General features: G+C 69.0%; 24 protein-coding genes and 3 tRNA genes. 21 read left to right on the top strand and 6 right to left on the bottom strand.

The genetic code is table 11. The features are described from left to right. The first annotated feature begins 2 nt into the window (after nucleotides 1-2). From HMPREF9058_RS10755 to HMPREF9058_RS12830, 4 genes are all read left to right on the top strand, one after another. The gene (locus HMPREF9058_RS10755) at nucleotides 3-1607 is read left to right on the top strand and encodes an NADH-quinone oxidoreductase subunit M (RefSeq protein ID WP_009747754.1); all 1605 of its coding nucleotides are present in this window, start codon (nucleotides 3-5) and stop codon (nucleotides 1605-1607) included. Then, nucleotides 1604-3217 carry an NADH-quinone oxidoreductase subunit NuoN gene (gene nuoN, locus HMPREF9058_RS10750; RefSeq protein ID WP_009407422.1) on the top strand — a complete coding sequence of 538 codons (1614 nt, stop codon included), beginning with the start codon at nucleotides 1604-1606 and terminating at the stop codon, nucleotides 3215-3217. The genes HMPREF9058_RS10755 and nuoN overlap by 4 nt, the downstream gene beginning before the upstream one ends. Further along, complete coding sequence (locus HMPREF9058_RS10745) at nucleotides 3214-4320, top strand: polyprenyl synthetase family protein (RefSeq protein ID WP_009747773.1); 1107 nt, start codon at nucleotides 3214-3216, stop codon at nucleotides 4318-4320. Before nuoN ends, HMPREF9058_RS10745 begins: the two co-directional genes overlap by 4 nt. A 388-nt stretch (nucleotides 4321-4708) precedes the next feature. Then, on the top strand, nucleotides 4709-5833 hold the full coding sequence (locus tag HMPREF9058_RS12830; RefSeq protein ID WP_254654132.1) for an OmpA family protein: 1125 nt from the start codon (nucleotides 4709-4711) through the stop codon (nucleotides 5831-5833). Nucleotides 5834-6074: 241 nt separating this feature from the next. Here HMPREF9058_RS12830 and HMPREF9058_RS10735 read toward each other — a convergent pair whose 3' ends face one another. Beyond that, nucleotides 6075-8516, bottom strand: coding sequence for an HNH endonuclease signature motif containing protein (locus HMPREF9058_RS10735; protein WP_009407320.1), 2442 nt, complete (start codon nucleotides 8514-8516; stop codon nucleotides 6075-6077). Between the two features lie 637 nt (nucleotides 8517-9153). On the opposite strand from HMPREF9058_RS10735, the gene HMPREF9058_RS10730 reads away from it, so the two are divergent. From HMPREF9058_RS10730 to HMPREF9058_RS10700, 7 genes are all read left to right on the top strand, one after another. Beyond that, nucleotides 9154-10641, top strand: a complete 1488-nt coding sequence (locus HMPREF9058_RS10730) for an FAD-dependent oxidoreductase (protein WP_009406996.1) — start codon at nucleotides 9154-9156, stop codon at nucleotides 10639-10641. Between the two features lie 114 nt (nucleotides 10642-10755). After that, nucleotides 10756-11334 carry an N-acetyltransferase gene (locus HMPREF9058_RS10725; RefSeq protein ID WP_009407115.1) on the top strand — a complete coding sequence of 193 codons (579 nt, stop codon included), beginning with the start codon at nucleotides 10756-10758 and terminating at the stop codon, nucleotides 11332-11334. A gap of 95 nt (nucleotides 11335-11429) precedes the next feature. Continuing rightward, a complete protein-coding gene (htpX, locus tag HMPREF9058_RS10720) occupies nucleotides 11430-12299 on the top strand; it encodes a zinc metalloprotease HtpX (RefSeq protein ID WP_009407174.1) in 870 nt (289 codons plus the stop codon). Nucleotides 12300-12301: 2 nt separating this feature from the next. Then, nucleotides 12302-12844 (top strand): ATPase AAA, encoded by a 543-nt coding sequence (locus HMPREF9058_RS10715; protein ID WP_009747798.1) that lies wholly within the window; start codon nucleotides 12302-12304, stop codon nucleotides 12842-12844. A 14-nt stretch (nucleotides 12845-12858) separates the two neighbouring features. Continuing rightward, the gene (locus tag HMPREF9058_RS10710) at nucleotides 12859-13863 is read left to right on the top strand and encodes a phosphotransferase family protein (protein WP_254654131.1); all 1005 of its coding nucleotides are present in this window, start codon (nucleotides 12859-12861) and stop codon (nucleotides 13861-13863) included. A 95-nt stretch (nucleotides 13864-13958) separates the two neighbouring features. Then, the gene (locus HMPREF9058_RS10705; protein WP_009407341.1) at nucleotides 13959-15224 is read left to right on the top strand and encodes a sensor histidine kinase; all 1266 of its coding nucleotides are present in this window, start codon (nucleotides 13959-13961) and stop codon (nucleotides 15222-15224) included. Beyond that, a complete protein-coding gene (locus HMPREF9058_RS10700; protein ID WP_009747718.1) occupies nucleotides 15212-15856 on the top strand; it encodes a response regulator transcription factor in 645 nt (214 codons plus the stop codon). The genes HMPREF9058_RS10705 and HMPREF9058_RS10700 overlap by 13 nt, the downstream gene beginning before the upstream one ends. A gap of 20 nt (nucleotides 15857-15876) precedes the next feature. On the opposite strand, the gene HMPREF9058_RS10695 is transcribed toward HMPREF9058_RS10700, so the two are convergent. Then, nucleotides 15877-16374 (bottom strand): YajQ family cyclic di-GMP-binding protein, encoded by a 498-nt coding sequence (locus HMPREF9058_RS10695; protein ID WP_003787109.1) that lies wholly within the window; start codon nucleotides 16372-16374, stop codon nucleotides 15877-15879. A gap of 159 nt (nucleotides 16375-16533) precedes the next feature. Between HMPREF9058_RS10695 and HMPREF9058_RS10690 the strand changes: the two genes are divergently transcribed. The 6 genes from HMPREF9058_RS10690 to HMPREF9058_RS10665 all read left to right on the top strand — a co-directional run bounded on the left by HMPREF9058_RS10690 (nucleotide 16534) and on the right by HMPREF9058_RS10665 (nucleotide 19228). Continuing rightward, nucleotides 16534-16615: transfer RNA gene (locus tag HMPREF9058_RS10690), tRNA-Tyr, on the top strand. 110 nt (nucleotides 16616-16725) lie between these two features. Further along, a tRNA-Thr gene (locus HMPREF9058_RS10685) sits at nucleotides 16726-16798 on the top strand. A 38-nt stretch (nucleotides 16799-16836) separates the two neighbouring features. Further along, nucleotides 16837-16910: transfer RNA gene (locus HMPREF9058_RS10680), tRNA-Met, on the top strand. 60 nt (nucleotides 16911-16970) lie between these two features. Continuing rightward, nucleotides 16971-17141: a 50S ribosomal protein L33 gene (rpmG, locus tag HMPREF9058_RS10675; protein WP_003779904.1), complete on the top strand. Its 171-nt coding sequence runs from the start codon at nucleotides 16971-16973 to the stop codon at nucleotides 17139-17141. A 103-nt stretch (nucleotides 17142-17244) separates the two neighbouring features. Then, nucleotides 17245-18051 carry a MaoC/PaaZ C-terminal domain-containing protein gene (locus HMPREF9058_RS10670; protein WP_009407402.1) on the top strand — a complete coding sequence of 269 codons (807 nt, stop codon included), beginning with the start codon at nucleotides 17245-17247 and terminating at the stop codon, nucleotides 18049-18051. 505 nt (nucleotides 18052-18556) lie between these two features. Beyond that, complete coding sequence (locus tag HMPREF9058_RS10665; protein ID WP_009747778.1) at nucleotides 18557-19228, top strand: MarR family winged helix-turn-helix transcriptional regulator; 672 nt, start codon at nucleotides 18557-18559, stop codon at nucleotides 19226-19228. A 13-nt stretch (nucleotides 19229-19241) separates the two neighbouring features. Here the strand turns inward: HMPREF9058_RS10665 and HMPREF9058_RS10660 are convergent, their stop codons facing one another. Further along, complete coding sequence (locus tag HMPREF9058_RS10660) at nucleotides 19242-19907, bottom strand: nucleoside triphosphate pyrophosphatase (RefSeq protein WP_009407281.1); 666 nt, start codon at nucleotides 19905-19907, stop codon at nucleotides 19242-19244. A 34-nt stretch (nucleotides 19908-19941) separates the two neighbouring features. Between HMPREF9058_RS10660 and HMPREF9058_RS10655 the strand changes: the two genes are divergently transcribed. From HMPREF9058_RS10655 to HMPREF9058_RS10640, 4 genes are all read left to right on the top strand, one after another. After that, a complete protein-coding gene (locus HMPREF9058_RS10655) occupies nucleotides 19942-20859 on the top strand; it encodes a biotin--[acetyl-CoA-carboxylase] ligase (RefSeq protein ID WP_009407190.1) in 918 nt (305 codons plus the stop codon). An 89-nt stretch (nucleotides 20860-20948) separates the two neighbouring features. Further along, nucleotides 20949-22097 carry an adenylate/guanylate cyclase domain-containing protein gene (locus HMPREF9058_RS10650; protein WP_043538180.1) on the top strand — a complete coding sequence of 383 codons (1149 nt, stop codon included), beginning with the start codon at nucleotides 20949-20951 and terminating at the stop codon, nucleotides 22095-22097. Between the two features lie 217 nt (nucleotides 22098-22314). Continuing rightward, entirely contained in the window at nucleotides 22315-22986 is a 672-nt protein-coding gene (locus tag HMPREF9058_RS10645) for a response regulator transcription factor (RefSeq protein ID WP_009406998.1), read from the top strand. 86 nt (nucleotides 22987-23072) lie between these two features. Beyond that, a complete protein-coding gene (locus HMPREF9058_RS10640) occupies nucleotides 23073-24149 on the top strand; it encodes a sensor histidine kinase KdpD (protein ID WP_003787099.1) in 1077 nt (358 codons plus the stop codon). Nucleotides 24150-24194: 45 nt separating this feature from the next. Here HMPREF9058_RS10640 and HMPREF9058_RS10635 read toward each other — a convergent pair whose 3' ends face one another. The 3 genes from HMPREF9058_RS10635 to HMPREF9058_RS10625 all read right to left on the bottom strand — a co-directional run bounded on the left by HMPREF9058_RS10635 (nucleotide 24195) and on the right by HMPREF9058_RS10625 (nucleotide 26895). After that, entirely contained in the window at nucleotides 24195-24908 is a 714-nt protein-coding gene (locus HMPREF9058_RS10635) for a VTT domain-containing protein (RefSeq protein WP_009747741.1), read from the bottom strand. Between the two features lie 111 nt (nucleotides 24909-25019). Then, on the bottom strand, nucleotides 25020-25583 hold the full coding sequence (locus tag HMPREF9058_RS10630; RefSeq protein ID WP_043538178.1) for a GtrA family protein: 564 nt from the start codon (nucleotides 25581-25583) through the stop codon (nucleotides 25020-25022). A 40-nt stretch (nucleotides 25584-25623) separates the two neighbouring features. Further along, on the bottom strand, nucleotides 25624-26895 hold the full coding sequence (locus HMPREF9058_RS10625; protein WP_009747832.1) for a hypothetical protein: 1272 nt from the start codon (nucleotides 26893-26895) through the stop codon (nucleotides 25624-25626). Nucleotides 26896-26932 lie beyond the last annotated feature (37 nt).

Here is a 26932-nt window from a genome sequence, read left to right as displayed (position 1 = left end):
ACATGCCGACTCTTCCCGCATCGCTGCCCGTCCTGACCGTCATGGCGGTCACGCCGCTGGCCGGGGCGCTCCTGCTGTGGCTGGTCCCGCCGCTGCGCCGGCTCCACGCCCGCGCCGTGGGCCTCGTGTTCTCCCTGGCGGTCCTCGCCCTGGGCCTGTGGGCGCTGAGCGCCTTCGACCTGGCTCAAGCCAGCACCGTCCAGCTGACCGACACCCACTCCTGGATCCCCGCCATCGGCGCCTCCTGGGCCCTGGGCGTCAACGGCCTGGGCCTGTCCATGGTGCTGCTGGGCGCCTTCGTCACGCCCCTGGTGCTGCTCGCCTCCTGGGGTGAGGTCCCCGCCGACCGGCAGGGCCTGTTCACCGGGCTCGTCCTGACGCTGGAGTTCTTCGTCGTCGTCATCTTCTCGGCCCGGGACCTGCTGCTGTTCTACCTGTGCTTCGAGGCGATGCTCATCCCGGTGTACTTCCTCATCGGCTGCTTCGGCGGGCGGAATCGCCAGCGCGCCGCCCTGAAGTTCCTCCTGTACTCCCTGGCCGGCGGGCTCATCATGCTCATCGGCGTCATCGCCGTCTCCCTGCACTCCGCCAAGAACGGCGTCCCCAGCTTCCTCATCGACTCGGTGGCCGCCGACCTGCACGTGTCCACCTCCGCCGGTCACTGGATCTTCCTGACCTTCTTCATCGCCTTCGCCATCAAGGCACCGCTGGTCCCGGTCCACACCTGGCTGCCCGACACCGCCGAGCAGGCCACCCCGGGCACCTCGGTGCTGCTCATCGGCATCCTCGACAAGATCGGCACCTTCGGGATGATCACCCTGGTCCTGCCGATCTTCCCGGAGGCCTCCCGCTGGGCCGCCCCGGTGATCCTGGTCCTGGCGGTCGTCTCCATCATCTACGGGGGCCTGGCCGCCATCGCCCAGGACAACCTCTACCGCCTCATCTCCTACACCTCCGTGAGCCACTTCGGCTTCATGGTCCTGGGGATCTTCATCGGCAACCAGGTGGCCGCCAACGGCGCCATGGTCTACATGGTGGCCCACGGGCTGTCCATCGCCGGCCTCTACCTGGTCACCGGCTTCATGGCCCGGCGCACCGGGACAGTCGCCATCAGCGAGCTCGGCGGCATCGCCCGGGTCATGCCGCTGGTGGCCGGCACCTTCCTGGTCAGCGGGCTGGCCTCCATCGCCCTGCCGGGCCTGAGCGGGTTCGTGCCCGAGTGGATGGTGCTTACCGGCACCTTCTCGGTCTCGCTGGCCCTGGGCGGTGCGGCCGTCGTCGGCGTCGTCATCGCCGCCGTCTACATGCTGCTGCCCTACCAGCGGGTCTTCACCGGGGCGCCCGCCCCCGAGCGCGTGGGCAGCCCCGACCTCGACGGGCGCGAGCGCCTCGTCGTCGTCCCTATCATCGCCGCGATGCTCGCGCTCGGACTGGCCCCGGGCGTCTTGACGTCCGCCTTCGACGACGTCGCCCGGCAGGTCGCGCTCACGGTCACCAGCTCCTCGCAGGCTGAGGCCTCAGCCCGCGGCGCCGGTGACAGCCCCGATGCCGGCGGTGCGACTGACGCTCCCGCCGCCTCCACCGCTACGGAAGGGAACACCAAGTGAGCCCCTCAGCCACTGCCCCGATCGTCAACTGGGACGCCCTGACGCCGGTCCTCATCATCCTGGGCGCCGGTGTCCTGGGGGTCCTCGTGGAGGCCTTCATCGCTCGTCCCGCCCGTCTGGCCATCCAGTCCACGCTGAGCTTCCTGGCCATCCTGGCCTCCGGGGTCTCCCTGTTCCTGCGCTGGGGCGAGGTCAAGGCCGCCGGGGCCGCCGCCGCGGCCGTGCCCCAGTTCCAGCTCCCCAAGGGCTTCCTGCCGGGCGCCCGCATGTCCGCGGGCCTGACCGAGGACCCCTTCTCCATCGCCGCCCAGGGCATCCTCCTGGTCATCGGGCTGCTGGCCGTCCTGGTGATGGCCGACCGCACCTCGGTCGGAGATGGGGCCTTCGCGGCCCAGGCCGCCGACCGGCCCGGCAGCGCGGAGGAGAGCGAGTCCATCCTGGCCGGGTGGACCACGACCGAGATCTTCCCCCTGACCCTGTTCTCACTGGGCGGCATGATGCTCTTCGGGGCCAGCAGCGACCTCATCACGCTGTTCGTCATCCTGGAGATGATCTCCCTGCCGCTGTACATCCTGGCGGCCACCGCCCGCCACCGCCGGCTCCTCAGCCAGGAGGCGGCGCTGAAGTACTTCGTGCTGGGGGCCTTCGCCTCTGCCTTCCTCCTCATGGGCTCGGCCCTGCTCTACGGGGTGGCCGGCGCCGTCGACTACAAGACCCTGGGCGAGGCCGTGAGCAGCGCGGCGGGGCAGGACTGGCTCATCCTGGCCGGCCTCATGCTGGTGATCGTCGGCCTGCTGTTCAAGGTGGCGGCCGTGCCCTTCCACGCCTGGAGCCCGGACGTCTACCAGGGTGCCCCCACCCCGGTCACCGGGTTCATGGCCGCCGGCGTCAAGGCCGCCGCCTTCCTGGCCCTGGTGCGCTTCTACTACCTGATCGCCGGCGCCATGGGCTGGGACCTGGCCCCCGCCCTGTGGGCCGTGGCAGCACTGACCATGCTCCTGGGCACCGTCGTCGGGGTGGTTCAGCGCGACGTCAAGCGCATGCTCGCCTACTCGGCCATCGCCCACGCCGGCTTCATGCTCATCGGGATCGGGGCCTACTCCAAGGCGGCGATCTCCGCGCTCAGCTTCTACGCCCTGACCTACGGGATCGCCACCGTGGGGGCCTTCGGCATCGTCACCCTGGTGCGCTCCCACCGAGACGGCTCGGTGGGCGGTGAGGACGGCGACCTGGATGCCTTCAAGGGCCTGGGACGCCGCAGCCCCTGGGCGGCCGGTGCCATGACCGTCTTCCTGCTGTCCTTCGCCGGAGTGCCCCTGACGGCCGGCTTCATGGCCAAGTTCCGGCTCTTCGCCACCGGCCTGAGCGGCAACGGGACGCCCTTCGTCATCCTCGCCGTCGTCTGCTCGGCCGTGACCGCCTTCTTCTACATGAGACTCATCGTGCTCATGTTCTTCCATGAGCCCGACGGCGAGCGCTCCGTGGTCGTGGGCAGCCGCGGCCCGATCATCCTTGCGGTCAGCGTTGCGGTGATGGCCACAATCGGGTTGGGCATTTTGCCGCAGACCGCCTTCGACCTGTTCGACCAGACGGCTATGCTCCTTCCGTGATCGGATCACTGCCGCTGAGCGCCCCCGAGCTGGAGTCGCGCATCATCCCCGCCCTCCAGACCATTGAGGACCGCCTCATGGAGGTGGTCACCAGCGCCGACGAGACCATCAATCCGCCGACCTCGCACCTGGCCGAGGCCGGGGGCAAGCGCCTGCGCCCGGTCCTGGCCCTGCTGACCGCCCAGCTCGGCGACCCGGCCCTGGCCACCGGTGAGGAGATCCGCGACGCCGGGGTGGCCGTGGAGCTGACCCACATCGCCACCCTCTATCACGACGACGTCATGGACGAGGCCCCGCTGCGCCGCGGCGCCCCGAGCGCTCAGACCGTGTGGGGCAACTCCGCCGCCATCCTCACCGGCGACGTCCTCGTGGCCCGGGCCTCCCAGCTGGTGGCGGCCCTCGGCCCGGAGGCCGTCATGGCCCACGCCAAGACCTTCGAGCGCCTGTGCATGGGTCAGCTCCACGAGACCCTGCCGCGCCCGTCGGGTAACGATCCGGTGGATCACTACATCCAGGTCCTGGCGGACAAGACTGGCTCCCTCATCGCGGTGTCCGCCCGCTACGGGGCGATGCTCACCGGTGCCGGGACGCGCACCGAGCAGATCGTGGAGGAGTTCGGCGAGCGGATCGGTGTGGCCTTCCAGCTGGCCGACGACGTCATCGACCTCATGAGCGACTCGGCCACCACCGGCAAGACCCCCGGCACCGACCTGCGCGAGGGAGTGGACACCATGCCGGTCCTCCTCCTGCGCAAGGCCTTGGCGGCCGGCGAGCTCGACGCCGCCGGCCAGGCGATCCTCTCGCGCCTGTCCACCGGCGACCTCTCCGACGACGCCTTCCTGTCCGACGTCGTTGTTCGCCTGCGCGAGCACCCCGTCCTGGCCCGTACCCGCGAGATGGCCATGGACTGGGCCGCTCAGGCAGTGGAGGGCCTGGAGGGACTGGAGGAGGCCGTCCTTGACGGAACCCGGCAGCGCCTGGCTCAGGCTGGCATCGAGGGCGAGGCCGCCGCGGCGGCTGAGGCTGATGCCGGTGAGCGGGTGAGGCAGGTGCGTGCGGCCATGGAGGACTTCGCCCGCATCCTCGTGGACCGCGCCGCCTGAGCATCCGACCTGGGAGCTGATGAGGCCTCCCAACTCCCCATGACTTCCCGTGGCGAGTCGAGAAGATACGGGTCGTTTCCCAGCGTGTGAGATGGATCGCAGCGTATAGGGTGTCAGGTACGTGTTCCCAATGCGTTGAAAGGTCCTCGACATGTCGTCCTTGACGCCGCTGCCTCCTGATGCCTGTGCCCGACTGTCCCGACGTGGTGTCCTGGCCCTGCCCGCCCTGGCCGGTGCGGGGGCCGTCCTGTCGGGGTGCGGGGTGCTCAAGAAGGGCGATACCGCCTCCTCTGGGAAGAGCTCGGGTGCCGCGTCCCCACGTGCGGTGGCGACCGCGACTGGTCCCCACGGTGGGGTGGTGCTCAGTACGGAGTATCAAGGTGCTCCGATGACGGTGGAGGTCGGGCCGGTCGCGGTGAAGGGAAAGTACACGGTGGCGAGGTTTCACATCTCTACCGACTCAAAAGAAGATGTGTACCTTTCCCAGGCATTCGCCCAACTGGAAAACGTCGGTACGACTGCTGATGTCCGGATGATGTCACTGGAGCAGAGTCTGGTCTACGTCGAGCTTGGAGGGAACACTGAAGACCTCTCCGGTGCGGTCACAAAAGGTGCCCCGAAGGATGCTTTCCCTGTTTTCGGCGCTCTGAATGATGGAGTACATTCTGTGGAGATGCTGCTTCCCAACATGGGTGTTGTTGTCGGTGTTCCTGTGGTGAAGGAGGCGGAGGTGGATTTCAATGTCGATGACGTGATCGCTAAGGCCAACCTTCAGGGTCCCGACCCTGGTCCTTTCAAGCTCGAGCGGGCGACCGTGTCGATGGATGGGTCGTCGGATACGAAGCAGGATGAGAAGTCGACGACGGTGACGGTGGCCGGGGATGTCACGTTCGCGACAGACTCCGATCAGCTCTCGACTCAGGCTGACAGTGTGTTGGCGACTGTGGTGGAGCAGATCAAGAAGTTTCCCTCTGGTGGAGATCTGACGATCACGGGCCATACCGATGATGTCGCTGATGACGCACACAACCAGGATCTGTCGGAGCGGCGGGCCAAGGCGGTGTCGGAGCGTCTCAAGAAGCTGACGGACTTGTCTGCGTGGAAGGAGTCGGTCTCAGGCAAGGGAGAGTCCTCGCCGCGGGTTCCGAACGACACTGACGAGCGCAGACAGATCAATCGCCGTGTGGAGATTACGCTGACGCCCTCTAAGGCCGCCGAATCCAGTGCGTCACCAAGTGCGAGTGAGGCACCGTCGTCGGCGACCGTGCCTGACCCGGCAGGCCCTGTAGGTAAGGGCCCTGAGGGTGTCGATGTGAAGGTCGGTGGTAAGACCATGCACATGACGATTGACCATGTAGTTAGAGTAGGGGGCTACCTGACTGGAAAGGTAGTTCTCACCTCTAGTGAGGCGGTCAGTATGCCGGTTGCTCCCTTCGCATTGCCGGGGAAGATGATGGAAATGCGCGGCCTGTCTGGAGTGTGGTATGTGAGCAGCTTAACCATCCATCAGTGATGGGTTGAGGTATTTGGAAGCCGACTATGCGTACCCCAATGGGAATCGAGTTCCCTTGGCGAATAACTTTGTGTACAGTCTCGAGCCCGGGACTTCCCAGTCCCTCCCGGTTGTGTGGCCAGATGTCGGCGAGGATAGCATCACGATTGATATGCCGGCAGGTGAATATCTTTATACGAAAGAGCGAGTCGTCGCTCGCCTCACAGACATCCCGGTCGTCAGCGCGTAGTGGCCCGGTCACTTAGAAGGGTGGGGCTTGGTCGATGAGGGGTGCGAGTTGGAGGGTGTGGGCGGCTTTGGGGTAGGGGGTGGTCTCGTAGGATCCGGCTCTCTGGCCGGGTTGGGGGCCGCGGGTCTCGAGGCGGGGGCTGGTGCTGCCGTTGGTGTTGGTGCCGGGGCCGGTGTGGTTGTGGGCCTGGTTGTCGAGTGCTCTGTCAAGGGCTCGGTTGAGGCGGTTGAGGATGTCGGGGTTGATCTGCTTGCTCAGGTCGGTTGGTACGACGGCGCCGGGGACGTGGTGCTGGTGGGGGCCGGTCTTGCGGGGCAGGCGGGTGATGGTGCCGTTGGGGTGGCGCTGGTAGACGGTCTTGTCGGGGGTGTGCCAGGACAGGATCCCGCCGGCCTGGTCTCGGGTGAGGGCCCATCCGGGGGTGTGCTTGAGGCGGTGGTGGGCCTCGCACAGGGTGGCGAGGTTGTCCAGGCTGGTGGTCCCGCCCTGACTCCAGGCGGTGAGGTGGTCGATGTCGCACCGCTCGGCGGGGGTCTGGCAGGTGGGGAAGACACAGGCCCGGTCGCGGGCGCGCACCAGGTCGGCCAGACCGGCCGGGGGACGGTACCTGGTGCGTCCCACGTCGATCACGACTCCGCTTGCTGGGTCGGTGATCAGGCGCCTCCAGGTCCCGCCGGCGGCCAGGGCCCAGGCAGTCAGGGCCGGTACCGCCACACTGCGCGCCCCGATCCGCACCTGAGCAACCCCGCCCGCAGCGGCGGAGCACGAGGCGGCGGCCTTGGAGGCGGGGGTGGCCGGGGCGGGTACAGGCAGACTCCTCCCGCTGGAACCGGGCAGACTCCTCCCGTCAGCGGTGGGCAGGCTCCTGCTGCTGGTGGTGGGCAGACTTCTCCTGCTGTCCCGGGGTGCTGCACCGTTGAGAGGATCGGTCGTGACGGTGGGGTTCTGGTCTGGGGAGGCTCTGCCGGACTTCGGGTGGCGGGGCGCCTCGGAGCACTCACTGCCCCTGGGGTCACCTCTGCCGGTGGGGTCTTCTGGTGGTGCCAGACCAGCCAGGCTGGTCAGGGGGACGGTGACCTGGACGTCGATGTGGATGCTTGCTGGGAGGGGGAGGTGGCCGGTGCCTGAGGGGGTCCACCATGGGCTGGCGGACCCCACCAAGGAGCTCAAGGCCCCCAGAAGCCCTTCCAGGGGCACCCCGTCAGGCAGCAGACGACCCAGGGAGGCAGAACGCCTGGGAGGAGAGAACGAGGCAGGCACTGAACCCAGCTCACTCACACCGCCAAAGTCTCCAGTGCTGCTGCCGAGACCGCCACCACCGCCAGTGCCGCCACTGGTGTCGTCGTCGGGGGCTTGTGTGGGTCTGTGGTAGGCGGCTTGCTGGCTGGTGCGTAGTGTGGACAGGGTCATGGCGGTGATGGCGTCGGCGCGCAGCTGGGCTGGGGTGCGCTGCTCACCGGCTGCCCTGGCGCTGGCGGCGATCGCGTCCAGGGTCGCGTCCAGCAGCAGCGCGTCCATGGTCGGTAGCAGCAGGCGGACCTGGGACATGCCCTCGCCGGCGGGCCTGGGACGCGTCACGCACCGCCGGGAGGCATTGACTCGCACCCGCTCAGCATGCCCGGCGGGGTCGACCTCCATTAGGGCCCGCTCGATGTCGCGTCCTACCTGGGACACGCTGCGCCTGGGCGCCTGGGGCAGGACCCGCTCCTGAACGGCCAGTGCCACCGGGGCCGGCACCCCCTCCAGGCGGCGAGTCACTAAGGACGCCTTGGCTGCGTCCAGCACCCCGCATCGCTCCATGACCTCGGTGGGGTTAAAGCCCATGTCCATCAGAGTGCTGCCGTGGTCCACGATCTGCCCGGCCTGAGTTCGGGACAGCCCCAGGCGGGCCGACAGCAGGCAGGTGGTGTTGAACCTGCGCTCCTCGAACCCCACCACCGGTGAGACCGCACCGTCTGGGCCCCACTGACCGGGGTGGGTCGACAGCTCACCACAGGCGGTCAGGCACGCCGCCGCCAGGGCCTCACCCCAAGACGCCCACGCCGCCAGACGGTGACACGCCGCCGCCAGCTCACCCAGACCCCACGCCCCCAGACCAAGCAGCCCCGTGCCGCCGGCCTCCTCCACGGACACGACCCTGTGTCCCTCAGCGGCAGCCACCAACGTCGCGTCAGCACCCGACTCGCTGGCGAGCAGGGCCGGCGCCGCATCACTATCAGCAGGGCAACCGTCGCCGTCGCTGTCGTCGTCGTGGTCCTGGGTGGTGACCAGCAGGCGGACCAGCAGCCCCTCCACCACACTAGCCAGCTCACCGCCCGCGGCCAGGGACCGCAACAGACCCGCCACATCCTCAACGCAGGCCACGGCCCCCGCCGACACGTCCTGTGCAGGCGCGCTCAGCGTCCCGGCCGCACCACCGGCCGGGACACGAGGAAGCACACCGCCTTCGAACATATGTACAGTATAGCCCGATCCTCCGCACCCTGCACGCTGAGGCAGCCACCCAGAATCACCGGCACAGCAACGAAAACCCCGGGGCGTCGACCTTCTTGGCTTCAGGCATAAGGAGGTGGAGTGGGGCCGGCTCTTGCCTCACGTCCCGAACTCACCCACCTGAACCGGCCAACCGGTTTGGGTGGGCTGGTCCGGGAAGTCCAGTCCGGGTGTGCTAGTTCAGGGACACAGGTTCGGAAAGGCCAGGTGCGGGGACATGGGTACAGGAGGGCCGGGTGCGCGGATACAGGTTCGGAAGGGTCGGGTGCGGGTGAGCAGGTGCGGGCAGGCCAGTTCAAGGATGCAGGTTCGAGGCGCTCGGCTCGGGCGATCCGGTTCAGGACGTTCGGTCCGAGTGGGCCGGCTCAGGCCGACCCGACCCCACCTACCCGAACCCGCTCACCCAACCCCACCCCCTCCCCGACGTGACGCGGCTCAAAGCCGCGTTGTTGCCCACACCCTGGGGGAGCCCCTGCCTTCCTCCATAGACTGTGGCGCGGTACCCCGCCGTCGTCGCCCCGGACCGGAGCAACCGGTTCTCCCGGCAGCGGGAACGCGGGTGCCACGTCCACGTCCCCTGAAACAGGAACGAAGAACAGTGAACGCACGTCCTCTCAATGTCGCCGTCATCGGAGCAGGCCCCGCAGGCATCTACGCCTCGGACATCCTCTCGAAGTCGGGCATGGAGGTCTGTATCGACCTGTTCGAGCGGCTTCCTGCGCCCTACGGGCTGGTGCGCTACGGCGTCGCCCCCGACCACCCGCGCATTAAGCAGATCATCGTGGCCCTCTACAAGATCCTCCAGCGCGGGGACATTCGGCTCATCGGCAACGTCGAGGTCGGCCGTGACATCTCGGTGGCCGAGCTCCAGGAGCACTATGACGCCATCATCTTCTCCACTGGAGCCGACACTGACGCCCCCCTCGACATTCCCGGCGTCGACGCCCCCGAGTGCTACGGCGGCGCCGACTTCGTCTCGTGGTACGACGGTCATCCCGACCACCCGCGTACCTGGGACCTGAGTGCCAAGGAGGTCGCCGTCATCGGCGTCGGCAACGTCGCGCTGGACATCGCCCGCGTCCTGGCCAAGCACGCCGACGACCTCATGACCACCGAGATCCCCGCGAACGTGGCCGCCACGCTCCAGCAGTCCCCGGTCACCGACGTGCATGTCTTCGGTCGCCGCGGTCCGGCTCAGGTGAAGTTCACCCCGCTGGAGCTGCGCGAGCTCGGCAAGCAGGCCGACGTCGACGTCCTCGTCGACGAGGAGGACTTCGAGTACGACGAGGGCTCGCAGGCGGCCCTGGCCTCCTCCAACCAGCAGCGCCAGGTCGTCAAGGCCCTTGAGGGGTACGCGATGCAGGAGCCGGAGGACCTCACCGCCTCCCACCGCATCCACATCCACCTCTTCTCGGCGCCCCACGAGGTCCTCACCGACGACGACGGCCACGTCGTCGGCCTGCGCACCGAGCGCACCCGCCTGACCGGCGACGGCAACGTCACCGGCACCGGCGAGTACCGCGACTGGCCCGTCCAGGCCGTCTACCGCGCCGTCGGATACGCCTCCAGCGCCATCGAGGGCCTGCCCTTCGACGCCGAGCGGCACGTCGTCCCCAACGAGGGCGGCCGCGTCCTCGGCGAGGACGGCAAGCCCCTGACCGGCCTGTACGCCACCGGCTGGATCCGCCGCGGCCCCGTGGGCCTCATCGGTTCCACCAAGTCCGACGCGCAGGAGACCATCACCAACCTCGTGGCCGACGCCAACGCCGGCCTGCTGCACGCCGAGACCAGCGACGAGGCCCAGGTCGGTCACGACGCCATCATCGCCCTGCTGGAGTCCCGCGGCATCCCCTTCACCAACTGGGAGGGCTGGGAGCTTCTGGACGCCTACGAGCGCGAGCTCGGTGAGGGCTACGGTGAGGTCGTCGTCACCGGAGGGGCCTCCAAGCCGCGCGAGCGCGTCAAGGTCGTCTCCCGCGATGCCATGACCGCGATCTCCCGCTCCACCGAGGTTCCCGAGGACCTCATCGGCCAGCCCGAGACGGGTCGCGTCCCCGAGCGCGTCGCCCACCGCCTGGCCGACTGAGCCGAGCACGGTCTACGGCTCAAGCCCAGCCGACATCGCATGACCCGTCCGGCACCGGTCCCCGCGGCCGATGCCGGACGGGCATCGTCACCGACACGGAGAGGAAGAAGCCCGATGAGAACCCGCCGCATCCGCTTCGCCAGCGGAACCAACCGCTGGGCGCGTGACCTCTACCTGCGTGCCTTCCCCGAGGATGAGCGCATTCCCTGGGCGCTCATCCACGTGCTCAGCCTGCGCCGCGGCGTCGACCTCGTCGCCTGGTGGGACCAGCCCGTCGGACCGACCCGTGCGGCCCGCCCGGATCCTGTCGCCCTGACCTGGACCGTGCGTCGCCCCGGCTCCCGCCTGCTCTTCCTCTTCTACCTCGCCGTCGACGACGCCGCACGCGGCCGCGGGGTGGGCACCCGTCTCCTGGCCGAGCTCGAGCGCCGTCACCCCGGCTGCACCATCGTCCTGGACATCGAGCCCGTCATCGCCGAGGCCGACAACGCCGAGCAGCGACGCCGTCGGTTCTCCTTCTACGAGCGCTCCGGCTTCCGCGACACCGGGTACGCGGTCCAGGACTCGACGGGGGAGTACTGGACCCTCGCGCGTGAGGCGCCGGGAACCACCTTCGACCCCGACGACTTCCGCGACACCCTGAGCTGCCTGGACTGCGGCCTCATCACCGCGCGAGTGGTCCGGCGCGACTGAGCCGTGCGGAGCCGCCCCGTTATTCCTCGATCCGTCAATGGCTGCACGTGCCGATGGCATAGGTCAGACACAGGTTCATCCCATAGTCTCCACCCATGACAAGGACTCACCACTACAACGGTCTCAAGACCGCCGTCCTTCTGGGCGGCATGTGGAGCCTGCTTCTCCTGCTCGGCTACGTGCTGGCCCGGGGGACCGGCTCCGCCATCTGGCTGGTCATCGCTCCGGTCATCGGCCTGGTGCAGACCGCCCTCGGCTTCTGGAACTCCGACAAGATCGCGGTGCGCTCCATGGGCGCCATCGAGGTCACCGAGGCCCAGCAGCCCCAGATGTACGCCATCGTGCGTGAGCTCTCCGCCGCTGCCGGCCAGCCCATGCCGCGCCTCTACGTGGCCCCCACGATGAGCCCCAACGCATTCGCCACCGGCCGCAGTCCCTCGCACGCCGCCGTGTGCTGCACGCAGGGCATCCTCCAGCTCCTCAACGAGCGCGAGCTGCGCGGCGTCCTGGGCCACGAGCTCTCCCACGTCTACAACCGCGACATCCTCACCTCCTCGGTGGCCGCGGGCATCGCCGGCGTCATCTCCTCCATGGTCACCATGGCCATGTGGTTCGGCGGCGGCAACCGGCGCGACCGGGACGGCGGCAACATCATCGCCGTCCTGCTGCTGGCCCTCCTGGCGCCCCTGGCTGCCGCCATCACCCAGTTCGCCATCTCCCGCACCCGCGAGTACGACGCCGACCACGACGGCGCCGAGCTCACCCAGGACCCGCTCGCCCTGGCCAGCGCGCTCAGCAAGCTCGAGTCCGGAATCTCACGCGTGCCCATGGGGCAGGACCCACGCCTCGAACCGGTCTCCTCCATGATGATCGCCAACCCCTTCGGGAGCCTACGCAACCTCTTCGCCACCCACCCGCCCATGGACAAGCGCATCGCCCGCCTCGAGCAGATGGCCGGGTACTGACAGTGCCACTGACCGTCGTCGGCGGGCTACCGGCAGTCGGCAAGACCGCCGTGTGCCGGGAGGTCCTGCGCCTGCGGGCCGAGGCGCGGCCGCGGAGTCGACCACCGACCTGGTTGCGCATCGACTCCATCGAGCAGGCTCTGCGGGACAGCGGTGAGATGCTCCCCGGCATGCCCGCGGGCGCCGGATACTACGTGGCTGCCGCTGTGGCCCGGGACGTCCTGGACTCGGGCGGGGACGTCCTGGTCGAGTGCGTCAACCCGCTGCCCCTCACCCGCCGCCTGTGGGAGGAGACAGCCTCAGACCTGGGCGCCCGGTTTCTCGCCGTCGAGCTCATCTGCTCCGATGAGGCCGAGCATCGGCGCCGCGCCCAGCAGCGGGTGAGCGACATCAAGGGACTCGAGCTGCCGGGGTGGCAGGAGATCACGCACCGTGATTACGTCCCTTGGCCCGAGGCCGACCTCCGCCTCGACACCGCCCGGCTCACCGTCACCGAGGCCGCCCGGGCCATCGTCGACCTCGGCCTCGCGGATGGAACCCGATGACGGTGGACAGGGGAGTGGACACTCCACCTCCCACTGGAACCGACGACGACATCACCCCACGCATCAGGGCCGCCGTCGACGCCGGCGAATTGCGCGGTGTGACGACCGGACCGGTCGAGCGGCTGGGGACCGGTGAGAGCTACACCGCCTGGCGAGTCGGCTCCGGGGAGCAGTCCCGGGTCCTGCGCCTTCCACGACGCCCGCCCCATGACCTGCCCCGCTCCATGCAGGCCGAGTTCGAGGTTCTCAGACGCGTCCCGCCCGAGCTGGGACCCAGTGCCGTCGCCCTGGAGTCCGGCAGCGACAACCCGCTTGGCACCCCCTACATGGTGACCACCCACGTCCCCGGTCGGGCCCTGCGCACCGCCGACTGGAACCCGCGGTTCGCCACCGCCCTCGCCCACCAGATCGCCCGCCTGCACGAGGCCCTCGCCACCGCTACCGCCCCCGCGCCGTCGGCCGCCTTCGTGCCGAGCGCCGACGAACAGGGGGAGGAGCTGGTGACCTGGTGGGGAGAGCATCATCCGCAGACCCTCACCGACCCCCGCGTCCGCCCGCTCCTGCCTGCCTGGCGCCGTGAGCTCGACCGCCTCGCCCCGGCCTTCGAGGCGGTCCCCACCCACCGACTCATCCACGGCGACGCCGTCGCCCCCAATGTCATCCTCGGCCCCGATGGCCTGCCGCGACTCATCGACTTCGAGTGGTCCGGGCCCGGCGACACCGCCAAGGACCTGGCCCTCATCGGGGGCCGGGTGACCGGCGGGCCCTGGTACCTGCCCATGACGCCCGACGACGTCACCGCCTTCGTCACTGAATATTCGCGGTACTCGCGGCGCTCGCGGCTTGCGCAGGACACGGGTGCCGCCGACCTGCAACGGCTGCTGGAACGCCGCGAGGCCTACGAGCTCCTCGACCGCCTGGGCAACCTCCTGTACTGCCTCAGCCGCCCCGGCGAGGCCCGCTACGGCAGATGGGCCGACGATCTCGCCCGCAGCCTGACCGCCCGACTCGGTGGCTGAGCCGCCCGCATCACGGCAGTGTCGGGCTAGCCCCACCACGGCCCCGCCAGGTGGCAGGATTGGGCGCGATTCCGGCCCTGAGGAGGATATGAGGCATGAACAGATCAGCATGGGCCGCGCGCTACCGCCAGCTCGGCAGGGACGCCGCCTTCCTCCTCCTCAGCGGGCCACTGAGCCTGCTCGCCTTCTGCGTCATCGTGCCGCTGACCGCCCTCGGTGTGGTCACCACCATCATCTGGGTCGGGCTGCTGGTGCTCATCATCGACCTGAGCATCGCCGGGGGCTTCGCCAACATCGCCCGCCTCTCCATGGCGCGCGTGGACGGACGCGAGCCGGTGCCCGGCGGATACCTCGAGCCCGACCCGGGAGCCTCCGTGCATCGTCGGCTCTTCCGGAGCCTGCGCGACCCCCAGCGCTGGATGGACCTGCTGTGGGCCGTCATCTACTTCCCGGTCTCCCTCATCACCTGGGTCATCAGCGTCGTGTGGCTGGCCCTGGCCGTGGCAGGTCTCCTGGCCCCCATTGCCGACATCACCCTCGACCTGGTCCTCGATCCGGCCGTGGGGCAGCGTCAGGGACTGGCTCATCTTCTGGGCCTGCAGCCGGAGCTGTTCTGGGACATCGCTTTCAACCTCACCTGCGGCATCGTCTTCTCCCTGACCGCCCCCGCCGTCCTGCGGGGCCTGGCCGCCATGCAGACGGGTCTCATCCGCGCCATGCTCTCCTGGCGCAGCGAGGTCAGTCGCCTCCAGACCTCCCGGGCCGCCGTCCAGCGCGCCGAGGCCGACACCCGCCGCCGCCTGGAGCGCGACATCCACGACGGCCCCCAGCAGCGCCTTGTGCGGCTGCGCATGGACCTGGCCCGTGCCCATCGGCAGGCCGAGAAGGACCCGGCGGCCGCGTCGGCCATCATCCAGGGCGCCATGGAGCAGACCCAGCAGACTCTCGACGAGCTGCGCCAGCTCTCCCGCGGCATCGCCCCACCTGTCCTCATCGACCGTGGCCTGGCGGCCGCCATCACCGAGGCCGCCACCCGCTCCTCCGTCCCCGTCACCGTGAGCACCGAGCTGCCCGACCTGCCCGACCACGTCTCCCAGGCCGCCTACTTCGTGGTCAGTGAGGCGCTGGCCAACCTCAACAAGCACTCCGGGGCCACGGCCGCCGGCGTCGATGCCCGTATCGTTGACGGCGCCCTGCTCGTGAGGATCAGTGACAACGGCATCGGAGGGGCCTCGACCGCCAAAGGACATGGCCTGGCCGGCCTGGTCGAGCGCCTCAACGGGGTCGACGGTAGGCTCCTCATCACGTCCCCGACCGGCGGACCGACCACACTGGAGGCAAGAATCCCGTGCGCGTTCTGATCGCTGATGACTCCGTCCTCCTGCGCGAGGGACTGGCACTCATCCTGGCCGACGGCGGCCACGAGGTCGTCGGGGGAGTGGGGGACGGTGAGGCCCTCGTGAGCGAGGCCCTGCGGCTGCGGCCCGACGTCGTCGTCGCCGACATCCGCATGCCGCCCTCCCACACCGACGAGGGCCTGCGGGCCACCACCCGCATCCGTGCCCAGTGGCCGGGGGCACCCATCCTGCTGCTGAGCCAGTACGTCGTCGCCGGCTACCTGCCCGAGCTCCTGGCCGACGGCGGCGGCGCCCTGGGCTACCTCCTCAAGGACCGGGTCGGCGACATCGACGCCTTCCTCGGCGCGGTCGAGCGGGTGGCGCGCGGCGAGCTCGTCCTGGACCCCGACGTCGTCTCCCAGGTCCTCCAGCGAGGCCGGCGCGATGACCCGCTCACCGAGCTCACGCCCCGCGAGCGGGAGGTCCTGGCCCTCATGGCCGAGGGCCACACCAACGCCGGCATCGCCAAGATCATGGTGGTCACCGAGGGGGCGGTGGAGAAGCACACCCAGCGGATCTTTGCCAAGCTCGGCCTGCTGCCCGACGCCGCCGTCCATCGCCGCGTCAAGGCCGTCCTGACACTGCTGTCGGCCTAGTCGCCGGGGGCGAGCACCGCTCAGCGGTAGTTGACGAACTGGAGGGCGGCGTCGACGTCGAGGTTCTTCAGCAGGGCGATCACCGTCTGGAGGTCGTCGCGGGACTTGGAGGTCACGCGCACCTCATCGCCCTGGATCGTGGCCTTGACGCTCTTGGGGCCCTCGTCACGGATCGCCTTGGTGATCTTCTTGGCCACCTCCTGGGTGAGTCCCTCACGCAGCGGGCAGGCCAGACGGTAGATCTTGCCCGAGGGGCGCGGCTCCTTGTCCCCCAGGTCCAGGGCCTTGAGGGAGACGCCGCGGCGGAAGAGCTTGGACTCCAGGACGTCCAGGATCGCCAGGACCCGTTCGGCCGTGTTGGCCTCCAGGGTGATGGTGTCGCCCGACAGGCTCACGGAGGCGTCAACGCCGCGGAAGTCGTAGCGCTGGGAGATCTCCTTGGCGCACTGGTTGACGGCGTTGTCCACCTCCTGACGGTCGAGACGGGAGACGACGTCGAAGGAGGAGTCGTTGGCCATGGCGGCAGTCCTTTCCGGGGTGGGGACTTCAGTCGCCCCGAGTCTAGGTGGGTTGTTCTGTGAGGAGGGTCCTACGGGGGCGATTGGCGTTTCGCGCCGCTGCCTTGCTATTCTTCCACGGCGCCAAGCGATGGCCGAGAGGTCGGAGCGCGGAGCCAAGGCGGGTTGCCCGAGCGGCCAATGGGAGCTGACTGTAAATCAGCCGCGTAATGCTACGGGGGTTCGAATCCCTCACCCGCCACGGCGATCACTCGTGATCGCACCTCGCCATCCGGTGAGGGCCGCAGTGAGCGAAGCCACGGCGGAACGAATTGCCAGAGCGATTCGAATCTGCCTAGGATTCGGCTCGTTGCCCCGATAGCTCAGTCGGCAGAGCGTCTCCATGGTAAGGAGAAGGTCAAGGGTTCGATTCCCTTTCGGGGCTCTCACAGCGGGGGCCACTGGCCCCCATTGTGTTCCTATGGCGAGGTAGCTCAGCTGGTTAGAGCGCACGACTCATAATCGTGAGGTCGAGGGTTCGAGTCCCTCCCCCGCTACGCAAGCTTTCGAGTACAGCGTTCCGTCGCATGCTCGAGGATCGACACGAGGAGACAAACGTGGCCAGCAAGTCCGCCGACGTTCGCCCCAAGATCACTCTGGCCTGCTCGGAGTGCAAGGAGCGCAACTACATCACCAAGAAGAACCGTCGGAACACCCCCGACCGTCTCAGCATCGCCAAGTTCTGTGCTCGCTGCGGCAAGCACACCGAGCACCGCGAGACCCGCTGAGCATCGCACAGCGATCCCGGTCGCGGCCGGGTAGCGAGCCCCGTCGACATGACGTCGGCGGGGCTTCGTCGTCTCCGCGAAGCGGGTGCCTAGCATCGTGAGGGTGAACGGTCTCAGCTCCTGTGACGACGCCGTCGAGCGGCTCGCAGCAGTCCTGAGTGGGGTGCTCGCAACCGGCTCCTCCGGACTGTCCGACCGCGAGGCTCACCGCCAGGCCCGGCGGGGAGCGACGGCGATCCTCCCCGCTGTGCAGGCCCTGCACCGGCTCCAAAGCCGGCTGCGGGACTGCCGGGGAGAGGCCGCCTGGGAGGGCCTGGTGCACCGCCGTTGCCGGATGAGTGCGAGCCCCACGGGTGGCGGGGTCGCCCCGGGGCCGGCCGCGGCCGATGGAGTCTCGATCCGGCAGGTCGAGCGCGCCGGGTGGGAGCTCATCCAGGCGACGGTCGAGGTGCCGGTGGAGGGGCGGTACTGGCGGGTGACCCATGATCTCGCCCGCCGGACGTCGCCGCCCGGGCCGGACGCCGTCGAAAACGGTGCACTCCCGGCCCCGGGGGCCGGATTTGATACGCCGGCGGGCTGCGTGTTCTACCGGCTCACTGACTCCGCTGTGGTCTCCTGGGCACAGGCCAGCGGAGACCGGAACCCCATCCATCTCCTGCCCGGAAGGGCGGCTGAGGCGGGTCTGTCGGCCGGCTCCGGCGAGGTCGTCGCTCACGGCTTGCTCCTCGGAGCGATCAGTCTCGCCCTGGTCCAGCCTTCGCCTTCACGGCAGGTCGGCCTCGTATTCATTGGTTCTGCTGATGTCCCGGCCCCCGAGTGCGGCGCGGAGGAGTCGTGGGCGATGCTCGCCGTCGATCCTGTCGGCGGAGACATCACTCAGGGCAGGCGTCCCGTCCTGCGCCGCCAGTGATTCCATCCGTCCCGTCAACGCCACCCGGAGACGGTGCGGAATCCAGGTTGTCTCCCTATCGGTACATGAAGGAATAGTGATCGCTTACTGGAGGGAATTCTGACGGAGATTCATTACTTCCTTGAAGGAAGTGACGCGAGGACGTGAAAATGAATTATGACCCCCGGCCAATCATCGGTAGGTGGGGATGATGGCGTAACAAAGGTGGGTATTTGGGATGTCAAACTGATGTATGTCAGGTGACATGAAGTCAGTGCCTGAATTGTTTTCCTGCACAGAAGTGGATCTCCGAGATCCGCTCAGTATCAACGAAAAGTGGAGGGGTTGCCTGTGTTTCCGAGGTTGCCTGATGTTGTGGGTCACTGCGGTGGAGTGCTGAGTCTCCGACCGAGTGTGATAAAAAAGAAGTGGAGCCGTGCTTGTATGAAAGCCAAAGTCGATCAACAAGTTCGTGCTCGAGGGTTCGCGACCTGCCACAGGTCGGTGCTGAGAGGAGTCGATCAAGGTGATTACCGCAGAGCGGACGATGGTGGAACCGACGGCCTGCGTCGAGGATGTCGAGATGACGTGGACTCAGAGCGATCAGGAAGCCGTTGAGGCCACCTACGGCCAAGAACTGGCCGGGGCTGCGGGATCTCCCGAGGACGGTCTGGAGTCGGCCGGTGGCTGCGGCCAGAGCGACTCCTTGGAGCAGAAGGGCTTCCGTCGGCTCGACGAGATCGAGATGGATGCCTGGCGCTCCTTCCTGGCGGCCTCCACCTCCGTCACCGCCCGTCTCAATCGTGAGCTCGAGGCCGGGTGCGGCATCTCCATGCACGAGTACGAGATCCTGGTGCGCCTGTCCGAGGCTCCTGAGCAGACTCTGCGCATGTCCACTCTCGCCGAGCACGTCTCGCACTCCCGCTCACGGCTGACCCACACGGTCCGACGCCTGGAGAACGTGGGGTACGTCGAGCGCAGCTCCTGTGACTCCGACCGTCGCGGCGTCAACTGCACGCTGACGCCGCAGGGCCTCAGCTTCCTGCGAGAGGCGGCTCCGGTGCACCTCGACGGCGTACGCCGCCATGTCGTCGACCGTCTCAGTCGTGAGCAGCAGGTCGCCCTGGCCGAGCTCATGAGGGTCATCGCCCAGGCCCCGGACTCCTCCTGTGGGCTCTCGGCGGCCTCGGCCTCCTGAGGCTCCTGCGCGATCAGTGGGCGTCGTCAGCCGGTCTTGTCATCGGTGGCGGCGCCCACAAGTCTGTCCAGACCACGTCCAGGTTCGCCAGAAGGCGGCGCAGCAACGGCAGGGAGATGCCGACGACTCCGTGAGGGTCGCCGTCAATCCCCTCGATGAAGGCGCCGCCCAGGCCGTCAATGGTGAAGGCTCCGGCGCACGACAGCGGTTCCCCGCTGGCGACGTAAGCCTCGATCTCAGCCTGGGACGGGGAGCCGAAGCGGATGGTGGCCGAGCTGACCCCCTCGGCGATGGCGCCGTCGGCGGTGCGCACCAGGAAGTGCCCCGTGTGCAGGGTGCCGGTGCTCCCGCTCATCATCCGCCAGCGCTCATGGGCATCGGCGGCGTCGATGGGCTTTCCGACGACCTGGCCGGAGATCTCCAGCATGGAGTCGCAGCCCACGACCACCTCGGCCTCCTGCGGGTCGGTGGACGCCATGACGTCGAGGGCCTTGGCCCGAGCCAGGGCCTGGACCTGCTCGGCGGCGGTCGGGGCCGCTAGCCCGGCCTCGCGGCGCCGTCGGATCAGCTCGTCGAGCACGGCCTCCTCGTCGACGTCGGAGACCCGCACCAACGGCTCGACCCCTGCGGCTCGCAGGGTGGCCAGTCGGCCGGATGACTTCGAAGCCAGGAGAATCACGTCGCCAGACTATACGGGCCGGTAGTCTCGGATCATGATCTCAGGCGGAAGCCCCTTCTCGCGTCTCGACACCGTTCCCGTCACCGGATCCACCCAGGACGACCTGCGCGCGGCCCTCACGGGACCTGAGCGGGCGTCCTGGCCGCACCTGTCGGCACTGCGAGCACTCGCTCAGACCGCCGGAAGAGGGAGGTCCGGGCGCGCCTGGGTCACCCCCGACGACGGAGGGGCCCTCCTGGTCTCCGTGGTGCTCAGGCCCCTCGTCCCCGCCCGGTGCCTGGGCTGGCTGCCGCTGCTGGGCGGCCTGGCCGTCCGGGACGCTCTGGCCCCCCTCGTCGAGGACCTGCCCTGGCGTGTGGGGACCAAATGGCCCAACGACGTCGTCGCCCTTCCCGATGACCCGGCGGCCGTGCCCGCAGTGCCCGGCTGGGCCGGCACACGCAAGATCGCCGGCGTCCTCAGTGAGCTCATCATGCCGGAAGCCGCCGCAGGGGGTGCCGCCCGCGTCCTCGCTCCAGGCACGGTTCCTGCCGACCGCGATGAGGCGCCCATGGTCATCCTCGGAATCGGCGTCAACATCGGGCAGGCGGCTGAGGAGCTGCCGGTGCCCTGGGCCGGCTCCCTGCGCACGCTGGGCGCGGTCGGTACGGGGAGCGGACCCGATCCGGAAGACGCCGTGGAGATCGTTCTTACGGCGATCGGCCACCACCTGGCCCGGCTCGTCGGGCAGTGGGAGGAGGTTGGCGGGAATGTCGACGCATCAGGCGGCGCTCTCGGGCACCGGCTGCGCGAGGCGCTGACCACTCTGGGGAAGCAGGTCAGTGTCCAGGCTCCTGACGGTGAGCTCGGTGGGCTGGCTGTTGATGTCACCCCCGCCCTCGTGCTGCGCACCCAGGCCGGTGACACCGAGGTTCGTGCCGGCGATGTGACCCTCGTGCGAATGGAGGGCTGAGAGGGTCGTGAGAATCATGAACTCGTTGCTGGTGAATGCGTTCTGTCGCCCTATGGGCATGAGCGTGTGATCTGCGCTACTGTGGCAGGGTGACATTAGACAGCCAAGCGAGCGAGGGGCTCGCACCGGACTCCCGCGGGGGTGTCCCTCAGCAGATGGCTCACCAGGGTGTGCATCGTGTCGAGGGTGAGGCCGCTGCTGAGGTGGACCCCGCGGAGAGAACCACCTTGGTGGGACACGAGAGCCTGCTGCTGGGGGCGCCCCCCAGCCTCACCCTGGCCGAGCTGGCTCAGCGGGCTGGAACCAGTATGGAGGTGGCGCAGAAGTTCTGGCGCGCCATGGGCTTCGCCGATGTCCAGCCCGATGAGGTCCGCTTCACTGACCAGGATGTTGCCGCACTTCAAGACACCGTGGCGCTGCTGGATGAGACCAGTGACTCCTCCCTGGCGGCGGCCAGCGCGCTCGAGCTCCTCAGAGCCCAGTCCTACACCATGGACCGCCTGGTCCTGTGGGAGCTGGAGACCTTCGTCACGGACCTCAGTGAGCGTCTCGGGCTGGATGACACTGCCGCACGGCTGGTGGCCCTCGACCGCATCGACGGCCTCGTGGAGCTCCTGTCGCGCCAGCTGACCTACGTGTGGCGCCGTCACATGGCCTCCATCCTGGGGCGCACCGATGCGGAGGTGGCGACCCGGGGCAGGGAGGACACCGGCCCCGACCTCTACCCGCTCATCCGCTCCCTGGGCTTCGTTGACATCGTCTCGTTCACCCAGCGCGCTCAGGGCATGAGCAAGGCCGCCCTGACCCACATGCTCGAGGACTTCGAGAACACGGCCCGGGACGTCATCACCTCGCGGGGCGCGCGGGTGGTCAAGACGATCGGGGACGCCGTCATGTACATCTCCGACGACCTGCTGATCGCCGCCGACGTCGTCACCGCCTTAGTCGAAGAGCTCCAGAAGGGGCCGGATGCGATCCGGGTGCGGGCCAGCCTCGTCGAGGGGCGGGTCATCTCCCGCTCCGGCGACGTCTTCGGTCCCACCGTCAACCTGGCTTCCCGGCTCGTGGACGCGGCCGAGCCCGGCGGCATCCGCCTGGACGAGTGCACCGCCATGGCCATTCTCCGCTCGCCCGAGGCGGGGCGGTACCGGGTGGGGCAGTGCCATGAGGTCGTGGCCAAGGGGCTGGGGCAGATCGTGCCCTGGTCGCTGGAGCGGACCTCGCCGACCCGCCCCTGAGTCGAACTCCTCGTTCCGTTACCATCTCGTGATTTTCTGTCCCTTCGGCTCGTGAAGGGGCTGGTCGATCCTGGGGTTTTCCGCGGTATCCTCGCCGAAACGTGGTCTGGCTGCAGGAGGCTCGGGGAGCCGATGCCTCGGAGGTGGTCACGTCTTGATATCTTCTCCACCTCTGAGACGATGGCGGAGGGGTGCGTCGTCACCTAACATCGCGGATGTGACAACTGTTCTGCTCGTCGAAGACGATCCTGCCATCTCCGAGCCCCTCGCCCGCGCCTTCGGACGCGAGGGCTATGAGGTCCTGACCCACGGCACCGGTAAAGGCGCCCTCGAGGAGGTCTCGGCCGCCGACATCATCGTCCTGGACCTGGGACTGCCGGACATCGACGGCCTGGACGTGGCCCGTCAGGTGCGGGCCCAGGGGCTGACGATCCCGATCCTCATGCTCACCGCCCGCAGTGAGGACTCCGACCTCGTCGTCGGTCTGGACGCCGGGGCTGATGACTACGTCACCAAGCCCTTCCGCCTGGCCGAGCTGCTGGCTCGCGTGCGGGCACAGGTCCGCCGCGCCTCGGGGGAGGCCACTGAGGACGAGCTGAGCGTCGGGGAGATCCGGGTCGACGTCGCCGCTCACCGGGCCTTCGTCGGCTCGCGCGAGCTGCAGCTGACGACCCGGGAGTTCGAGCTGCTCCGGGTCCTGGTGCGCGCCGGCGGCAAGGTCGCCTCCGGTGAGGACATCCTCAAGGAGGTCTGGGGTGAGGACCCCACCGGGAGTCCCCAGACCCTCCAGATGCACGTGACCTGGCTGCGTCGCAAGCTCGGTGACGATGAGGAGCGGCCTGCGCTTCTGCTGGCCCAGGAGGATGGTTACCTCCTGACCGCCGGCTGAGTCGCTGACCGGGAGGGCTTCCCGAGAGGAGTGCTGGGTTCCCAAGGCGCCTCGATGAGCTGATCGGGGCTGAAGGAGGGCTTGCCATGCGTCGTTACGCCATGACGATGACGATGTCGGCGGTGTCGGTGGCCGTCCTCCTGTTGGGACTGCCGCTGGGGGGCGCCTGGATCGCCAGCGCGTTGCGCTCCGCCGGAAGCGGCGACCGGGTCGTCATCATCGGCACGGTCATCCTCACGGTTCTGGTGCTCACCGGTACCGCGCTCACGGCGGCCTCCGTGGTGGCCTCCCGGGTGTCCAGGCGCATCTCGGCCCCGCTCATCTACCTGGCCGCCGAGGCCGAGCAGCTCGGCAGCGGCCAGGTCCGCCCGAGGCTGCGCTCCTCGGGGATCGAGGAGATCGACCTGGTCCAGGCCGAGCTGGTGCGTTCGGCCGAGCGCGTGGCCGGACGCATCGCCGCTGAGCGGCAGTTCGCCTCCGATGCCTCCCACCAGCTGCGCACACCGCTGACCAGCCTGTCGCTGCGCCTGGAGGAGATCGAGCTGCTCGCCGGTGAGGAGGAGGTGCGTGCCGAGGCCCACGCCTGCCTGGAGCAGGTCGAGAGGCTCACCGGCGTCGTCGAGGACCTGCTCAAGGTCTCGCGCCGCTCCGGAGGCGGGACCACGGAGGCGCTTCACCTCAAGGACATCTTCGCTCAGCAGCGCGAGGAGTGGGAGCCGGCCTTCGAGCAGGCCGGGCGCACCATCACCTTCTCCGACGAGATCAGCCACCCGGTCCTGGCCACGCCCGGGTCCCTGGCCCAAGTGCTGGCCACCGTCATCGAGAACTCCCTGCGCTACGGGGCCGGGACGACCTCGGTGAGTGTGCGCGGGGCCAACGGCGGTCACGCGGTCTTCATCGACATCGCCGACGAGGGCGAGGGCGTGGCTGAGGACATCGCACCGCACGTCTTCGAGCGGCACGTCTCCGGCTACGGCTCCACCGGCGTTGGGCTGGCCCTGGCCAAGGACCTCATCGAGGCCGACGGCGGCCGCATCGAGCTGTCCCAGCGCAGCCCGGCCGTCTTCTCCATCCTGCTCAACGCCGTCCCCAAGTCCCTGGACCCCAACAACGTACTGCCGCAGGGCGCGCTGGTCTCGGTGGGCCGGCGTCGTCGCTTCTGAGCCGCCGCTGAACCCTCGCGCGACGGCGAGGTGAGGGCAGTGGCGTCAGGAGTTCTGGCGGCGGGACTTGATGACCTTTGAGATGGCGGAGGCGAGCATCGGCGCCACCGAGATGAAGACGATGACGAGGATCATCGTGTCGATGTTCTCCCGGATCCACTCGAAGGATCCCAGGAAGTAGCCCAGCCAGGTGATGCCGAAGGCCCAGAAGGTGGCGCCCAGGATGTTGAAGGTGATGAAGTGGCGGTAGCGCATCTTGCCGACGCCGGCGATGACGGGCGTGAAGGTACGCACGATCGGCACGAACTGGGCCAGGGTGACGGCCTTGCCGCCGTGACGCTCGAAGAACTCCGAGGTGCGCTCCACGTACTCCTGCTTGAACAGACGGGAGTCGGGCTTGTTGAAGATCGCCGGCCCCGCCTTGCGGCCGATGAGGTAGCCGGTCTGGTTGCCGGCGACGGCCGCGAGCCACACGAGGGGGGCCGCCACCCAGATGTGTACGCCGACGGCGCCGGTGCCCACGAACATCCCCAGCGTGAAGAGCAAGGAGTCGCCCGGCAGGAAGAAGCCGATGAGCAGGCCGGTCTCGGCGAAGATGACGAGCATGACGCCGAGGATGGCCCAGGGGCCGAACCACTTGACGATGGTCGTGATGAGGTTGGCGGCGTCGAGCCACTCGGGGCCGAGCATCGGTGCGCGGACGGAGGGGAGGGCTGTGGGCAGGTTCAGCGCCGGTGCGAAGGCGTTCAGGGCAGTCACCGTGCAAGGCTAAACGCTGCCCCGCCGGCCATGCCGTGAGAGCGATCCCCTCCAGGCTGTGGCATCGGGCACCCCGAAGGGTGCGGCCAACCGGGTCGGTCCTCTCGGGCGTCAGGGACGAACCGAGATGGGAACGGCCGGGGACTCAGTGCCGCTGTCGGGCCGTCCCTGGGGGCCGGTGCTATCGGTGTCGTCGTCGCCGGGGGAGCGGTCCTTGTGCCCGGTGAAGACGATGTAGTGGTAGAAGACGAAGCGGAATGCTGTCCCCAGGCTGAAACCGACGACGTAGGCAGCGACATTGTCCGCCAGCGGGGAGGTCAGCCCCAGGACGTGATGGGTGAACAGCAGGCAGAACTGTGTGATGGCGATACCGCCCAGGTTGGCCAGGACGAACAGCGTGGCCTCGCGGGCGACGTTCTTCTGGGTCCGGCCCCGGTAGGTCCAGTAGCGGTTCGCGATCCACGAGAAGACGGTCGCCGTCGAGGAGGCCAGCAGCTGGGCGGAGTTGGGGTGACCGGAGAGGACACCGGTGGGGCCGTGCTGGAGCAGGTTGAACAGGCCGACGTCGATCACGTAGGCCGCAGCGCCCACCATGCCGAACTGCATGAACTCCTTGACGAGGGCGATGAGCCTCTGGGTCAAGGAGTTGCCGGAGGAGCGCGTCATGGCGGGCATCCTATGCCGATCACAGTCAGGTCACGCAAACCGGGGCCGCTCACGGCACCCAGTGAACACTGACGCTGCCCAGGTCCCACACCCACGAGACCCACAGCAGCTGGCCGGCGATGCCCGCCGCCAGCAGGGCCAGCCGCCGGCGGGTGGTGCCGGCCGCCACGGCCAGCGCCCAGCCCGCTGGGGCCAGGGGCAGCAGGAGGCGCAGCACCGACGTCGTCGGATCGAAGAAGACCAGGAGGTAGAGCAGGTAGCCCAGGCACCAGAACCAGACCGCGGGCCCCAGGGCCCGCAGGCTCGGGGCGCTCAGCAGCAGGCCCACCGCGACCAGCACAACGGCCAGCAGGGCCGGACCCAGGTGCGGGCCCACCCAGTCGCCCAGGCGGATCGCCCACTGCACGACGGGCGCCAGGTCCGCCCCACGCCAGGAGGTCTCAGTGGCCGTGTAGGCGTCCTGGCGGCCCGTGACCAGCCAGGCGATGACCGGCCAGCTCAGGGCCGCCGAGCAGGTGAGCAGGGCCAGCACCAGCAGTCGCAGGCGTGCGCCCGGCGCCTGCGGGGCGTGGCCGGGCACCAGACGCGCGAACCAGGTGGGCGGGACCCAGCCGCGGGCGCAGGCCACCTCCCAGGCCCACCACAGCCCCAGCGCCGCCCCCAGCGGGACACCGATGGGGCGGGCGAAGCAGGCCGCCAGCGCCAGGGGAATCGCCGTCAGTGACCGCCCGCGGCTCGCCAGCCACAGCGTCAGACCCACCAGCACCAGCCCCAGGGACTCGGCGTAGGGGACCTGGAGGGCCGCGGCGCACGGCGAGGACCAGACCAGGGCCACCGCCCACAGGGAGGCCCGCCTGCCCGCCACCGGTGAGAGCCAGCGGTCCATGACGACCGCCGCCGCCGCCGAGGCCAGGACCGATACGAGGGCGGCGCGCACGTAGAAGGACCAGCCGGTCCAGCCCAGCAGGGAGGCCGCGGCGCTCAGCAGCGGCATGAAGGCCCAGGTGTTCTGAACCACCCGTCCGTCGCCGCCCACGGGCAGCCGCTCCGGGTAGCCCTCCTCGACGATCCGGTTGTACCAGCCCGAGTCCCAGAAGCGCAGGTGCTCCTCCCAGGACGGTGCGGCCCCGGCCCACGGGGTGGCGGGCGTGTCCTGGGCGCCCAGCCGCAGGATGAGGAGGGACACAGCGCTCGCTGCGGCCCAGACCGCCAGGACCTGGAGCCAGTGGTGCGGCCCCGAGGCGGCGCCGTGCGTCGAAGATGAGGGCGGGGCATGCCGGGCGCTGGAGGACGCGGAGGACTCTGAGACGGGTGGGGTCACGGCCCCCACCCTACGGTCTGGACCCGTGCGCGGTGAG

This window comes from Actinomyces sp. oral taxon 175 str. F0384 (genome assembly GCF_000223355.1).
Taxonomy (GTDB): Bacteria; Actinomycetota; Actinomycetes; order Actinomycetales; family Actinomycetaceae; genus Actinomyces; species Actinomyces oris.
The sequence above is the reverse complement of the archived record's forward strand: the minus strand, read 5'-3'. Positions and strand labels throughout refer to the sequence as shown.

Excerpts from the sequence above, each read along its gene's own strand:
- HMPREF9058_RS10755 (WP_009747754.1), top strand. The coding sequence starts at position 3 with ATGCCGACTCTTCCCGCATCGCTGCCCGTCCTGACCGTCATGGCGGTC.
- HMPREF9058_RS12830 (WP_254654132.1), top strand. The coding sequence starts at position 4,709 with ATGACGGTGGAGGTCGGGCCGGTCGCGGTGAAGGGAAAGTACACGGTG.
- HMPREF9058_RS10735 (WP_009407320.1), bottom strand. The coding sequence starts at position 8,516 with ATGTTCGAAGGCGGTGTGCTTCCTCGTGTCCCGGCCGGTGGTGCGGCC.
- HMPREF9058_RS10725 (WP_009407115.1), top strand. The coding sequence starts at position 10,756 with ATGAGAACCCGCCGCATCCGCTTCGCCAGCGGAACCAACCGCTGGGCG.
- htpX (WP_009407174.1), top strand. The coding sequence starts at position 11,430 with ATGACAAGGACTCACCACTACAACGGTCTCAAGACCGCCGTCCTTCTG.
- HMPREF9058_RS10705 (WP_009407341.1), top strand. The coding sequence starts at position 13,959 with ATGAACAGATCAGCATGGGCCGCGCGCTACCGCCAGCTCGGCAGGGAC.
- HMPREF9058_RS10695 (WP_003787109.1), bottom strand. The coding sequence starts at position 16,374 with ATGGCCAACGACTCCTCCTTCGACGTCGTCTCCCGTCTCGACCGTCAG.
- HMPREF9058_RS10655 (WP_009407190.1), top strand. The coding sequence starts at position 19,942 with ATGATCTCAGGCGGAAGCCCCTTCTCGCGTCTCGACACCGTTCCCGTC.
- HMPREF9058_RS10640 (WP_003787099.1), top strand. The coding sequence starts at position 23,073 with ATGCGTCGTTACGCCATGACGATGACGATGTCGGCGGTGTCGGTGGCC.
- HMPREF9058_RS10630 (WP_043538178.1), bottom strand. The coding sequence starts at position 25,583 with ATGCCCGCCATGACGCGCTCCTCCGGCAACTCCTTGACCCAGAGGCTC.